Source organism: Marivita geojedonensis (assembly GCF_002115805.1).
GTDB classification, from domain to species: domain Bacteria; phylum Pseudomonadota; class Alphaproteobacteria; order Rhodobacterales; family Rhodobacteraceae; genus Marivita; species Marivita geojedonensis.
Genome location: NZ_JFKC01000005.1, coordinates 78787 through 92400, shown reverse-complemented (window position 1 = coordinate 92400; position 13614 = coordinate 78787). Strand labels below are relative to the sequence as shown.

Annotated in this window: 13 protein-coding genes; 9 read left to right on the top strand and 4 right to left on the bottom strand. The window is 62.4% G+C overall.

Annotated features, from left to right (window positions below; all coding sequences use genetic code 11):
- Nucleotides 1–42 precede the first annotated feature (42 nt).
- Together MGEO_RS08110 and MGEO_RS08105 are read left to right on the top strand one after the other, a co-directional pair.
- Nucleotides 43–708 carry an SDR family NAD(P)-dependent oxidoreductase gene (locus MGEO_RS08110; protein ID WP_085636219.1) on the top strand — a complete coding sequence of 222 codons (666 nt, stop codon included), beginning with the start codon at nucleotides 43–45 and terminating at the stop codon, nucleotides 706–708.
- The gene (locus MGEO_RS08105) at nucleotides 702–2216 is read left to right on the top strand and encodes a cryptochrome/photolyase family protein (protein WP_085636218.1); all 1515 of its coding nucleotides are present in this window, start codon (nucleotides 702–704) and stop codon (nucleotides 2214–2216) included. The genes MGEO_RS08110 and MGEO_RS08105 overlap by 7 nt, the downstream gene beginning before the upstream one ends.
- 42 nt (nucleotides 2217–2258) lie before the next feature.
- On the opposite strand, the gene MGEO_RS08100 is transcribed toward MGEO_RS08105, so the two are convergent.
- Both MGEO_RS08100 and MGEO_RS08095 read right to left on the bottom strand, forming a co-directional pair.
- A complete protein-coding gene (locus MGEO_RS08100; protein ID WP_085636217.1) occupies nucleotides 2259–4538 on the bottom strand; it encodes an NADP-dependent malic enzyme in 2280 nt (759 codons plus the stop codon).
- A gap of 86 nt (nucleotides 4539–4624) precedes the next feature.
- On the bottom strand, nucleotides 4625–4816 hold the full coding sequence (locus MGEO_RS08095) for a hypothetical protein (RefSeq protein ID WP_085636216.1): 192 nt from the start codon (nucleotides 4814–4816) through the stop codon (nucleotides 4625–4627).
- 117 nt (nucleotides 4817–4933) lie between these two features.
- Here MGEO_RS08095 and MGEO_RS08090 point away from each other — a divergent pair, with 117 nt between their 5' ends.
- From MGEO_RS08090 to MGEO_RS08065, 6 genes are all read left to right on the top strand, one after another.
- Nucleotides 4934–5326 (top strand): cytidine deaminase, encoded by a 393-nt coding sequence (locus MGEO_RS08090; RefSeq protein ID WP_085636317.1) that lies wholly within the window; start codon nucleotides 4934–4936, stop codon nucleotides 5324–5326.
- Nucleotides 5326–6618 (top strand): thymidine phosphorylase, encoded by a 1293-nt coding sequence (locus MGEO_RS08085; protein ID WP_085636215.1) that lies wholly within the window; start codon nucleotides 5326–5328, stop codon nucleotides 6616–6618. Before MGEO_RS08090 ends, MGEO_RS08085 begins: the two co-directional genes overlap by 1 nt.
- The gene (locus tag MGEO_RS08080; RefSeq protein WP_085636214.1) at nucleotides 6615–7823 is read left to right on the top strand and encodes a phosphopentomutase; all 1209 of its coding nucleotides are present in this window, start codon (nucleotides 6615–6617) and stop codon (nucleotides 7821–7823) included. The genes MGEO_RS08085 and MGEO_RS08080 overlap by 4 nt, the downstream gene beginning before the upstream one ends.
- Before the next feature lie 62 nt (nucleotides 7824–7885).
- Entirely contained in the window at nucleotides 7886–8863 is a 978-nt protein-coding gene (locus MGEO_RS08075) for an adenosine deaminase (protein ID WP_085636316.1), read from the top strand.
- Nucleotides 8860–9492: a uracil phosphoribosyltransferase gene (gene upp / locus MGEO_RS08070; RefSeq protein WP_085636213.1), complete on the top strand. Its 633-nt coding sequence runs from the start codon at nucleotides 8860–8862 to the stop codon at nucleotides 9490–9492. The genes MGEO_RS08075 and upp overlap by 4 nt, the downstream gene beginning before the upstream one ends.
- Nucleotides 9493–9550: 58 nt before the next feature.
- Nucleotides 9551–10192 carry a hypothetical protein gene (locus MGEO_RS08065; RefSeq protein ID WP_143746248.1) on the top strand — a complete coding sequence of 214 codons (642 nt, stop codon included), beginning with the start codon at nucleotides 9551–9553 and terminating at the stop codon, nucleotides 10190–10192.
- Here the strand turns inward: MGEO_RS08065 and MGEO_RS08060 are convergent, their stop codons facing one another.
- Nucleotides 10193–11218, bottom strand: coding sequence for a hypothetical protein (locus MGEO_RS08060; RefSeq protein WP_085636211.1), 1026 nt, complete (start codon nucleotides 11216–11218; stop codon nucleotides 10193–10195).
- A 267-nt stretch (nucleotides 11219–11485) separates the two neighbouring features.
- Between MGEO_RS08060 and MGEO_RS08055 the strand changes: the two genes are divergently transcribed.
- Complete coding sequence (locus tag MGEO_RS08055; RefSeq protein WP_085636210.1) at nucleotides 11486–11902, top strand: VOC family protein; 417 nt, start codon at nucleotides 11486–11488, stop codon at nucleotides 11900–11902.
- A 19-nt stretch (nucleotides 11903–11921) separates the two neighbouring features.
- Here the strand turns inward: MGEO_RS08055 and MGEO_RS08050 are convergent, their stop codons facing one another.
- Entirely contained in the window at nucleotides 11922–13550 is a 1629-nt protein-coding gene (locus tag MGEO_RS08050) for an AMP-binding protein (RefSeq protein ID WP_085636209.1), read from the bottom strand.
- Nucleotides 13551–13614: the final 64 nt, after the last annotated feature.

The window sequence follows — 13614 nt, the reverse complement described above, 5'->3', positions numbered from 1 at the left end:
ACGCCCGTTGACCGGCGGACCCGTCACCCTAGCTGGCGGGTCATGGAAACAGCACTCATCATCGGATCAAGCGGCGGCATCGGTTCGGCGCTCGCAGACGCCCTGACCGCGCGCGGCGTTGCCGTCACCGGACTGTCCCGCAGGCATGACGGCTTGGACGTGGCCGACGAGGCCAGCGTCAAAGCCGCGCTGGGCGCGCTCGACGGTCCTTTCGATCTTGTCTTCGTCGCCACCGGGGCGTTGGAGATCAATGGCGCGGAGCCCGAGAAAACGCTGAAGCATGTGACGGCAGAGGCGATGATCGACCAGTTCAAGCTGAACACGGTCGGCCCGTCATTGGTGCTTAAGCACGCCATGCGTCTCTTGCCCCGGAAGGGGCGGGCGATCTTTGTCGCACTGTCTGCGCGTGTGGGGTCCATCGGGGACAATCGCTTGGGTGGGTGGTACAGCTATCGGACGTCCAAGGCGGCGCTGAACCAGATGATCCACGGCAGCGCCATCGAGCTGGCGCGCACCCACAAGGACCTGATCTGCGTCGTCTTGCACCCCGGCACGGTCGAGACCCGGTTCACCGAGAAATATGTCGGCCACAACCCGTCCGTTCCGGCATCAGAGGCAGCGGAAAACCTGCTTGCGGTTCTCGACGGTTTGACCCCGAACGATACCGGCAAGTTCTTCGACTGGCAGGGAAAAGAGGTGCCGTGGTGAGCCGGCTGGTGCTTGTTCTGGGGGATCAGCTGACCGACACGCTGTCGGCGTTGAAAGCGGCTGACAAATCGACGGATGTGGTCGTCATGGCCGAAGTTGCCGAAGAGGCAACCTATGTCCAACACCACCCCAAGAAGATCGCTTTCATCTTTGCCGCCATGCGCAAATTCGCCGCCCGCCTGCGCGACGATGGCTGGGACGTGCGGTACACCCAGCTCGACGACACCGAAAACGCAGGCTCCATCCCCGGCGAACTCCTGCGCCGGGCCGAGGACACCGGCGCGTCCGAGGTGATCGCCACCCAGCCGGGTGAATGGCGGCTGATCGAATCGCTCGAGGACATGCCGCTCAAGCTGACGATGAAGCCGGACACGCGCTTCGTCAGCACGCAGGAGGAATTCGACACATGGGCCGAGGGGCGCAAAGCCCTGCGGATGGAGTATTTCTACCGCGACATGCGCCGCAAGACGGGCCTCTTGATGGATGGCGATGACCCGGAGGGCGGCAAGTGGAATTATGATTCCGAGAACCGCAAACCCGCCCCGGACGACATCGCCTTTTCAGGCCCGATGCAGTTCACCCCCGACGAGACCGTGGAAGAGGTGCTCGATCTGGTCGAGGCGCGGTTCGGCAATTCCTTCGGGTCGCTGCGCTCCTTCTGGTTCGCCACCGATCAGGAACAGGCCCGCCGCGCGTTGGCGCATTTCATCACCTACGCCCTGCCGCGCTTTGGCGATTTTCAGGACGCGATGATGAACGACAACCGCTTCCTCTATCACGCGCTGATCTCGCCCTACCTGAATGTCGGGCTGCTTGACCCGATGGAGGTCTGCAAGGCAGCGGAAGAGGCGTACAAGGACGGCCACGCGCCGCTCAACGCGGTTGAAGGGTTCATCCGCCAGATCATCGGTTGGCGCGAATACGTGCGCGGCATCTATTTCCGCGAAGGCCCGGACTATCCCCGCCGCAACGCGCTCAACCACCAGCGCAAGCTGCCGGACTTCTACTGGACCGGCGACACGGACATGAACTGCCTCTCAAGAGCGATCACCCAGACCGCCGAGGAGGCCTATGCCCACCACATCCAGCGCCTGATGGTCACGGGCAATTTCGCGCTTCTGGCTGGCATCAACCCGCACGAGGTGCATGAGTGGTATCTGCGCGTCTATGTCGACGCTTTCGAATGGGTCGAAGCGCCCAACGTGATCGGCATGAGTCAGTTCGCTGATGACGGGATCATCGCGTCCAAACCCTATGTGTCGTCAGGCGCTTACATCAACCGGATGTCGGATTATTGCAAATCCTGCCGCTACAAGGTGAACGAAAAGACAGGAAAGGACGCCTGTCCGTTCAACCTGCTGTATTGGGCGTTTCTTGACCGCCACTCCGAAAAGTTCAGTAAGAACCAGAGGATGAGCACGATCTACGCCAACTGGAAACGGATGGACGAGGACCGCAAGCGCACGATCCTCGAGGATGCCGAGGCGTTTCTCAACGGGTTGAGCTAGGGTTTTGGGTCAACCCAAAACCGCGATGGGTCGACCCATCGCTTACCCGTACTGCGCCACCGGTGTTCCTGCGATGGCGGCCATGTTCAGCAGCCCCCGCGCGGTGATGCCCTGTGTCACCACATGTGCCCGGTTGCCCATGCCCATCAGGATCGGACCCACTTCAAGCCCACCGGCGCGCATCTTGAGGATGTTGCGCACAGCCGAGGCCGCATCGGCATGGCCGAAGATCAGCACGTTTGCGACACCTTTCATGCGGTTGCCCGGCAGAAGCCGCTCGCGCAGCTCCGGATCAAGCGCGGCGTCCACATTCATCTCGCCCTCGTAGCAGAAGTCACGCGGCGCGGCATCGAGCAGCGCAATCGCCTCGCGCAGCCGCTTGCCCGAACCTTCCGACTGGTTGCCGAACTGCGACTGTGAACAGAACGCGATGTTCGGCGTCAGGCCAAAGCGCCGCACGTGCCGTGCCGCGCCAATCGCCGTTTGAGCCAGTTCCTCGGGCGTCGGCAACGACCGCACATGGGTGTCAGCGATGAACAATGGCCCATCTTCGAGGATCATCATGCTCAGAGCGCCGTGAGGCGTGTGTTGCTCGGTTCCCAGAACCTGCGTCACATAGTTCAGGTGCCAGCGGAATTCTCCGAACGTGCCGCAGATCAGGCTGTCGGCCTCGCCGCGATGCACCATCACAGCGCCGATGGCGGTGGTGTTGGTGCGCATGATGGCGCGGGCCAGATCCGGCGTCACGCCACGGCGCGCCATGATCTTGTGGTAGGTCTCCCAGTAATCCCGGTAACGCGGGTCGTTTTCCGGGTTCACCAGCGTGAAGTCGCGCTCGGGCCGGATCTCCAGACCCAACCGTTCACAGCGTGACGCGATCACGTCGGGTCGGCCAATCAGGATCGGCGTTTCCGTGGTTTCTTCCAGAATCGCCTGCGCTGCACGCAACACGCGCTCGTCTTCGCCCTCGGCAAACACGATCCGCCGCGCAGCCGTTGCGGCGGCGTCAAAGACCGGGCGCATGAGCAGGGCGGACTTGTAAACGCTCGCATCCAGCCGCGCCTTGTAGGCTGCCAGATCGTCCAGCGGGCGCAGCGCCACACCTGATTCCATCGCGGCCTTGGCCACGGCCGTCGACACGACACCCGACAGACGCGGGTCGAACGGTTTCGGGATCAGGTAGTCCGGTCCGAAGGTCAGCTGCTCGCCGCGATAGGCAGCAGCAGCTTCAGCGCTGGTTGTCGCGCGGGCGAGTTTGGCAATCCCCTCGACACAGGCGATCTGCATCTCATCGTTGATCTCGGTCGCGCCGACATCCAGCGCACCCCGGAAGATGAACGGGAAGCACAGTACGTTGTTGACCTGATTGGGAAAATCGCTGCGTCCGGTCGCCATGATGGCATTCGGAGCCACCGCGCGCACCTCTTCGGGCAGAATCTCGGGCGTCGGGTTGGCAAGCGCGAAAATGATCGGCCTGTCCGCCATCCGCGCCACCATCTCGGGCTTAAGCACCTTCGGCCCGCTGAGGCCAAGGAAAAGGTCTGCCCCGTCAACCACGTCGTCCAGCGTCCGCAGATCGCTTTTCTGGGCAAACGCCGCCTTCTGGGGGTTCATGTCCTCGGTCCGGCCTTCATAAACCAGCCCGTGAATATCGCAGAGCCAGACGTTCTCGCGTTTCACACCCAGCTTGAGCAGCATGTTCAGACAGGCAATCCCGGCGGCACCACCTCCGGTCGATACGATCTTGATGTCCTCGAAGGACTTGCCCGCCACGTGCAGCGCGTTGGTTGCCGCAGCGCCCACGACGATTGCGGTCCCGTGCTGGTCATCGTGGAACACCGGAATGTTCATCCGCTCGCGGCACAGCTTTTCGACGATGAAGCAGTCCGGCGCCTTGATATCCTCAAGGTTCACCGCACCGAATGTCGGCTCAAGCGCGCAGACGATATCGGCGAGCTTTTCCGGATCGCTCTCGTTCACCTCAATGTCGAAGCAGTCGATATTGGCGAACTTCTTGAAGAGGACAGCCTTGCCCTCCATCACCGGCTTTGACGCCAGCGCGCCGATATTGCCCAGGCCCAGAACAGCCGTCCCGTTCGAGACCACCGCCACAAGGTTGCCCTTGGCTGTGTAGCGCGCGGCGTTTGTCGCGTCGGCCTTGATCTCAAGACACGCTTCGGCAACGCCGGGGCTGTAGGCGCGGGCAAGGTCGCGCCCGTTCGCCAGCGGCTTTGTCGCACGGATTTCTAGCTTACCGGGCTTTGGATGTTCGTGATAAAACAGGGCCGCCTGGCGTAGCGTTTCGTTGGTGTTGTCCGACATGAATCCCGTCCCGCTCAAATTTTGTTTAGGGTTAAACTTTTTGCGGGCTGAGGGAAAGGCGCTCAGTTACCCCTGCGGCAAGAAGCTCATTTCAGGTATTCCTGAAGATACGCAATCCGTCGTTCGGCCTGGCGTCGGGTCAGGCTGCCATCAAACGGCTCGCCCGCCTCGCTGGAAAGTTCGCGCAGCGTGATGGCCTGCTGTTCCCTCATCTCTTCTTCGGGGTCCGGACCCAGTTTCAGGGTGGGGTCAAGCACGACAGGGTTTTGCATTGGCATGGGAACCTCCTTTACTCGAAGGAAAACGCGATGTCGGCAATCACGGTTCCGACCAACCCTTGCAATCGGGGCCGCAGGCTCGCAATGATGACGCTCACAATTCGGGGGCAGGGGACGATGGACCTCAGAGAAGCGGCAGCACGGGTGCGGGAAAACGCCTACGCACCCTATTCCAATTTCAAGGTTGGCGCGGCGCTGCGCACGGTGGATGGGCAGGTGTTTGTCGGCTGCAATGTTGAGAACGTGGCCTACCCGGAAGGCACCTGCGCCGAGGCTGGGGCAATTGCCGCCATGGTCGCCGCTGGCCTGCAGGACATTGCCGAAGCCTATGTCATCGCCGACAGTCCAAATCCCGTGCCACCCTGCGGAGGGTGTCGCCAGAAACTGTCCGAATTCGCGGGGCGTGACGTTCCGGTGACGCTCGCCACCACCGACGGGGCAGAGTTCAGAACCACCGTTGGCGATCTGCTGCCCGGCGCGTTCGATGCTGGCCATATGGACCGCACCTGATGGACGCACGCGCGATCATTGCAACGCTGCGCAAGGGCGGCACACCGGACGCCGAGGCACTGTCCTGGTTTGCTCAGGGTCTTGCCGATGGCTCGGTGAGCGATGCGCAGGCCGGGGCCTTTGCCATGGGCGTCTGCCTGAACGGTCTGGACGACTCAGGTCGTGCCGCCCTGACCGCCGCCATGCGTGACAGTGGAAAGGTGCTTCACTGGGATCTCGACGCGCCCGTGCTCGACAAGCATTCGACGGGCGGTGTGGGCGATTGTGTCAGTCTGATCCTCGCGCCCGCGCTTGCGGCCTGCGGTGTCTATGTTCCGATGATCTCGGGCAGAGGACTGGGCCACACGGGCGGCACGCTCGACAAGCTGGAATCGATCCCCGGCTTCCGGACCACCCTGACCGAAGACCAGTTCCGCCAGGTCGTCGCCAAAGTCGGCTGCGCCATCGTCAGTGCCAGCGCCGATATCGCCCCTGCCGACAAACGGCTCTACGCGATCCGCGACGTCACTGCGACGGTGGAAAGCCTTGATCTGATTACGGCGTCGATCCTCTCCAAGAAACTCGCGGCGGGGCTCGAGGGGCTGGTGCTTGACGTGAAATGCGGCTCGGGCGCGTTTATGAAATCGCAGGACGATGCCCGCGCTTTGGCCCGTGCCTTGGTGGATACGGCCAAGGCGACCGGCTGCCCGACCTCTGCGCTCATCACCGACATGTCACAACCCTTGGCCCCCAGCCTTGGCAACGCGCTTGAGGTCATCGACGTCATGCGCGTCCTAACGGGCGCAAGCTCCGGTCGGTTGCTCGACCTGACCATAGCGCTGGGCGGCGCGTTGCTGGAACAGGCCGGGATCAGCGATGGTCATGCGAAGATAACCGAGGCCATCGCCAACGGCGCCGCTGCCGAAAAATTCGGCGCCATGGTTTACGCCATGGGCGGTCCTGTGCATTTCGTCGAAGACTGGGCCCGCTTCCTGCCCGAAGCGCCCGTGATCCGCGAAGTCGCAGCACCGACAGCGGGGATAGTCACAGCCATCGACGGCGAGGCGCTCGGCCTTACAGTGGTGGAGCTTGGGGGCGGGCGTCAGGTCGAAACCGACGTGGTCAATCCCGCCGTTGGGCTGAGCGACGTTGTCTCTATCGGCGACACGCTGACCAAGGGCCAGCCGCTGGCCCGCGTCCACGCCGCCCGTGAGGCGCAGGCGGATGCGGCCGTCAAAGCCGTTCTGGCTGCGATCACGATTGGTGACGGCCCGGCCAGTACGCCCGCGCTTATTCTGGAGCACATCACATGAGCCGCGCGTTCATTGTCGTGATGGATTCCGTCGGTATCGGAGGCGCGCCGGACGCGGACCAGTTCTTCAACGGAACGGTGCCCGACACGGGTGCCAACACCGTCCTCCACATCGCCCAAGCCTGCGCAGCGGGACGCGCCGAAGAGGGGCGCAGTGGTCCTTTAAACCTGCCCACGCTCGACGCGCTTGGCCTTGGACAAGCCGTTGAGTTGGCCTCAGGTCAGCGCGCACCTGGGCTTGATGCAACAGCGACCGGACGCTGGGGCGCTGCCACGGAAATCTCCAAAGGCAAGGATACCCCCTCCGGCCACTGGGAACTTGCCGGCCTCCCGGTGCCGTGGGACTGGACCTATCTTCCCGACACGGTGCCGTCCTTCCCCGACGACATCACCCAGCGCATCTGCGACCTCGCAGGCACGGACGGTATCCTTGGCAACTGTCACAGCAATGGCGTGAAGGTGATTGAGGATTTCGGTGCGGAGCACCTGCGAACCGGCAAGCCGATCTGCTACACCTCCGCCGACAGTGTCCTGCAGATCGCCGCACACGAAGAGGCGTTCGGCCTCGATCGGTTGCTTCAGATCTGCGAAGACCTCGCGCCCATGTGCCACGCGCGACGGATCGGCCGAGTGATTGCGCGCCCCTTTGTCGGAGAAGAGGGCCGTTTTGAGCGTACCACCAACCGCCACGACTACGCAATCGCGCCTCCGGAACCGGTGCTGACGAATTGGGTACATGACGCCGGCCAAGCGGTTATCGCCATTGGAAAAATCGGCGACATCTTTTCCATGTCCGGCATTGACGCGGTGCACAAGGGGTCGGATACCCAACTGATGACCCACCTCGCGCACCAGATTGACACCGCCCCCGAAGGCGCTCTGATCTTTGCCAATTTCGTGGAGTTCGACAGCAAATACGGCCACCGCCGCGATGTGTCCGGTTATGCGCGCGCGTTGGAATGGTTCGATGCCGAAATCGCCAAACTTCTTCCAAGGCTCAAACCCGATGACCTGTTGCTCATCACTGCGGATCATGGCAACGACCCCACGTGGACCGGAACGGACCACACGCGCGAACGTGTACCTGTGCTGATCGCCGGGGCAGGCAGCGGAGAGATCGGCCATATCGGGTTTGTCGATGTGGCCGCAAGCATCGCCGAACATCTGGGTGTGGCGTCAAAAGGATCGGGGCGGAGTTTCCTGTGATGGATGAAGAAGAACGCGAGCGTCTGAGCCGTCCGATGGACGAAGAGCAGCTTGATCGCATCATGCGCCTGCCGAAGGTCGAACTGCACCTGCACCACGAAGGCGCGGCTCCGCCCGCCTTCATCAAGGGGCTCGCCAGGGAAAAATCCGTCAATCTCGATGGCGTGTTCAAAGCCGATGGCAGCTACGCCTTCCGCGATTTCGTGCATTTCCTCAGCGTCTATGAGGCCGCCACCAGCGTGCTCAAGACCCCCGAGGATTATGCCCGCCTGACTAAAGCTGTGCTTGAGGAAAGCGCCGCAAACGACGTCATCTATTCCGAAACTTTCCTGTCCCCCGATTTCTGCGGCGGCAGCGATGTGGGCGCCTGGCGCGAATATCTGCACGCCATCAAAGACGCGGCAGACGAGGCTGAACGCGATCACGGCATCATTCTGCGCGGCATCGTCACCTGCATCCGCCATTTCGGCCCGGAAAAGGCCAAGGCGTCGGCGCTGTGTGCCGCTGAAACCGCAGGCGATTGGATCGTCGGCTTCGGCATCGCGGGTGACGAAATGAAAGGCAAACCCAAGGACTTTGCCTACAGCTTTGACATGACACGTGAAGCCGGGTTGCGCCTGACGGCCCATGCGGGTGAATGGGGTGGTGCGCAATCGGTGCGCGATGCGGTAGACGATCTGCGCGTCGAACGCATCGGCCATGGCGTCCACGCGATCAACGATCTCGCGCTTGTGGACAAACTTGTGGAGAACGAGATTACCCTCGAAGTTTGCCCGGGTTCCAACGTAAACCTCAACGTCTACCCGAGCCTTGCCGAACACCCTATTGAAAAACTGCGCAAACGCGGCGCGAAGGTTACGGTCTCCACCGACGACCCGCCCTTCTTCCACACCACGATGCGCGACGAATATGTCAATCTTGCCCGGACCTTCCGCTGGAACGAAGATGTATTTGCCGAACTGAACGACACCGCCGCCCGCGCGGCCTTCTGCGATGAGGACACCCGCGAACGTGTCCTGAAACGACTGGAGCGCACATGACCGATCACCTGACAATCGTTGACCACCCGCTTGTTCAGCACAAGCTGAGCCTGATGCGCGAGAAAGACACCTCGACCAAGTCGTTCCGCCAATTGCTGCGCGAAATCAGTCACTTGCTGGCCTATGAGGTCACGCGGAACCTGCCGCTGACGACCAAGTGGATCGAAACCCCGCTCTGCGAAATGGAGGCCCCCGTCATCGACGGAAAGAAACTCGCGCTGGTCTCGATCCTGCGCGCAGGCAACGGGCTGCTCGACGGCATCCTCGAACTGATCCCGGCGGCCCGTGTGGGCTTCGTCGGCCTCTACCGCGATGAGGAAACACTCAAGCCGGTGCAGTATTACTTCAAGGTCCCCGCGCAACTCGAAGACCGCATTACGATTGTCGTCGATCCGATGCTGGCCACCGGCAACAGCTCTGCCGCCGCGATTGACCTCATCAAGGATGCTGGCGCGAAGAACATCATCTTCCTCTGCCTGCTCGCCGCGCCCGAAGGTGTGGCCCGCATGAAAGAAGCGCATCCCGATGTGCCCATCGTCACCGCCGCGCTGGATTCGCACCTCAACGAACTGGGTTACATCGTTCCGGGCCTGGGCGATGCGGGCGACCGCATGTTCGGCACGAAATAGCCCTTTACACTCAAAGGGCTGACGGGCAGTCTTTCCCTGCATCTGTGGGGACAGACATATGACAGTGTTTTCGGTTAGGGCCGTGGCCGTTCTGGTCGCGGCGCTTGTATCCACCTCGGCGGCCTCGGCGCAAAGCCTGCGCTCGGTTGGGCCGCCGGCTGAATTGCCACCGGCAAGCTTTGAGGGTCGGCAATTTGTCGACAGTCGCGGGTGCGTCTTCGTCCGGGCCGGCGTCGATGGTGCGGTCAGCTGGGTGCCGCGTGTGTCGCGCGACCGCCAACCGATCTGCGGCCAGCAACCCACCTTTGCACAGCGCAGCGTCGCCGTGGCGGCAGCACCGGCACCCGCACCGGTGATCATCACCCCGCAGCGGATTGTGCCCGGCGTTCCTGATCGCAGCGTGGCCGTCCGGAAATACAGCGCGCCCAAAGCCCAGCCACAGATGCGCGTCCGGGAAGAACGTATCGTGCCCAAGCACGTCTACGACGCGCAGGGCAACACGCTGCCCCCCATCCCCAAAGGCTACAAGCGGGCGTGGGAGGATGATCGCCTCAACCCGCACCGTGCGCACATGACCCGTCAGGGCCACCGCGCAACGCAACAGCTTCTGAGCAACACCGTGCCGCGCAGGCAGCTCAGGGAAGCGCAGGACATCAAGGATCCGATCATCGTCGGCCGTGGCAAGGGCCTCGGTCACTGATCACTCGCCGCATATACCCTGAAGCCGCAGCCAGTCTGCATCGCTGAGCACCGGACGCGGGGATTTGCCAGCCATCGGATCTGCTTCGATCAACTGCAGCGTCGATTCCCCGGTGATATCGACAGCGTAGGCGTAAGGCGTTGTCCGCAGCTCTGCGGTTTCGAAACCAGCAATGATCACGTCGGTCGAGAGCGGCGCAGGCGCGCGGCCCAGAAGGTATTCGCTGTAGCGCTGAAGATCGTCATCGGACAGCTGCCCGGTGGTCAGCAGTTGCAGGCTGGACCACAGTCCCGTCTGGATCAGCATTTCCTCAAGCGGGTCCTGGGTCAAAGCGCGAAGGCGTTCCGTGAGGATATAGCCTGCAGTCACATCCGGTTCTTCGGGATCTTCGATCAGCGACCGGTTGAGCAGGATACGCCCGCCCGGCAGATGCGCGGTCTCGGCCACGCCGCCGGGCAGAACCACCAGGGCACCGCGCTGTGCCGGGCCCAGTACCCGTGATGCCAGTCTCCGCAGCGGTTCGCGCGCGTCGCGGGTCATGCAGGCCTTACCGGATATGCGCGTGATCCGCGACAGCAGGGCTTCTCCGATCTCAACGCGTTTCACGGTCGGCACCACCTGAACGGTATGCCGGAGCAACGCGTCCGGAAGCCAGAACACCATGCCTGCAACCACAGTCGCTGCGATCAGACCGGTGATCCAGAACCGCAATTTGCCGGGTTTGGCTCGGCTCTTGTCGATGGCCGCCCGGATCCGCTCGATCGCCTCGATCATCTGGGTGCTGTCGTCCCCGAACTCGAGCGTTTCGCCCGGATCGCCATCGGGGTGATAGATCGCGGGCCGCTGCCCCTTGTTGGCGCGTGCCACTGCGGCAATCGACCAGTGGGCCAATACGTTTTCCCGCAGATCAAGGATCGTCAGAGAGGCGTCGCCCAAGGACACGATCACATCCTTGCGCTGGTCGGCGGGGGTTGCACGCCAGACACCTTCGGCCTCAAGCCGTTGAAATTCCTTCAGCGCGGTCATGCGGGCTGCTCTGCCTCATTGATTGCGGCCAAGGGTACACCCGCGCGGCCTTTCGCGCAATGCAGCACAGGGCAAAGCACTGCGGCACAGCATCGCCTGTGTCCCCGCCTGTCCGAGGCATGTGCCATTCCTCAGCAAAATCTGGGGGTGAGACAGATGCGTGGTTCATAAAGTCTCTGAGGCGCGGCAAGCAGACTTGCATGTTTGCCCGTTCCGACGCAGTCATGCCCCATTGAACACACGAGCGCCCGGAAGGATACGTGCGGAATGATTGGCTATGTGACTGTCGGAGCGGATGACATCGACCGTGCAAAGCGCTTCTACTCTTCATTCCTGCCCGCGCTCGGCTACGCGCTTGAGGAAGGCCCCGAGGGGCTGAGCTATGTCCTGCCCGTTGAACCGGGTCAGTCTCCCGTCCTGCCGGATTTCTACGTGAAACCGCCGTTTGACGGGCGCGGTGCGTCTGCCGGCAACGGGGCCATGGTTGCCTTTGAGGTCACCAACCAGCAACAGGTGCGCGACCTGCACGCAGTCGCTCTGACCGCTGGCGGGACAGATGAGGGCCAACCGGGGTTCCGGGCCTCCTATGGGCCGCTGTTCTATGTTGGTTACCTGCGAGACCCGCAGGGCAACAAGATCGCGCTGTTTTCCAGCAATCCCAACGATCCGGGACGCGACGACTAGCGCCTGTCCCGCACGGTCCTCAAAGCGCCTTTGCCCGTTCGCGCAGTTGGAACTTCTGGATCTTGCCGGTCGAAGTCTTGGGCAATTCTTCGAACACCACTTTCTTCGGCGTTTTGAACCCGGCCAGTTTTGTCCGGGCAAACGCGATCAGCTCTTCTTCGGTCGCGCTTTGGTTGCCTTTGAGTTCGACAAAGGCGCAGGGGACCTCGCCCCATTTCTCGTCGGGCTTTGCGACCACGGCGCAGAGCAGCACCGCGTCATGCGCCATAAGGCAGCCTTCGACCTCGACCGAGGAAATGTTCTCGCCCCCCGAGATGATGATGTCTTTCGCGCGGTCCGCGATCTGGCAGTAATTGTCCGGGTGCATCACCGCGATGTCGCCGGAATGGAAATGCCCACCTTCGAAGGATTCCTCCGTCGCTTTGGTGTTCTTGAGGTATCCCTTCATCACCGAGTTGCCGCGAATGACGATCTCGCCCTGGGTTTTGCCATCGCGCGGCACTGGGTGGCCGTCCTCTCCGATCACGTCGATCTTTTCCATCATCGGGAAGGCCACACCCTGCCGCGCCTTGATGGCCGACTTGGCGTCCTGCGCCAGCCCGTCCCATGCGTCGCCATTCCAGACGCACTCGGTGACGTGGCCGTAGGTTTCGGTCAGCCCGTAGACCTGCATCACGTGAAAACCCAGATCGCCGATCTTGGCGAGCGTTGCCGGGGCAGGGGGCGCGCCTGCGGTGTAAACTTTTACCAGATGGTCAAATTCGCGCCGCTCTCTCGGGTCCGAGTTGACGATCATGTTCAGAACGATGGGAGCACCGCCGAAATGGGTCACGCCCTCGTCGGCAATGGCGTTGTAGATCGCCTTTGCGCTGATGTCGCGGCAGCACACAACCGTGCCGCCCAGCAGCGGCATCATCCAGGTGTGGTTCCAGCCGTTGCAGTGGAACAGCGGCACAATGGTCAGGTACTTGGGCCGCAGCGCCATTTCCCAGCTCACAGCCGTGCCCATCGTCATCAGATACGCGCCACGGTGGTGATAGACGACACCCTTTGGCCGCCCGGTCGTGCCGGAGGTGTAGTTGAGCGCAAGGCTCTCCCATTCGTCCTCGGGCATGATCCACTCGAAATCCGGATCGGCACCCGCCAGCACATCCTCGTATTCCGGGTAATCGCTCGACGCAGTCACGCCTTCATGCGGATCGGCCACTTCGATCACCTTGGGCGCGGGGCCTTCCATCTGGTCCATCGCCTCGGCCAGCACCGGCATGAACTGCGGATCACACAGCACGACCTTGGCTTCGCCGTGGTCGAGGATGTAGGCAATCGTGTCCACATCCAGACGGGTGTTGATCGTGTTCAGAACCGCACCGCAGGCGGGCACGCCGAAGTGCGCCTCGGCCTGTGCGGGGATGTTGGGCAGGATCGTCGCCACCACATCGCCGGGCTGCACGCCCATCGCAGACAGGGCCGAGGCCAGCCGTGTCACCCGCTCGTGGTATTCGCGATAGGTTTTGCGGTGGGGGCCATGCACAACGGCGATTGTGTCGGGAAACACCTCAACGGCACGTTGCAAATGCGACAGGGGTGTCAGCGGCACAAAATTCGCCGCGCGCTTTTCCAGCCCGGTTTCATCGCGCATCCATCCCATCTCGTGTCCTCCCCTGCGACATTCTGTACGGGGTGACATAGCGCAGGGATCAAAGGTGGGAAAA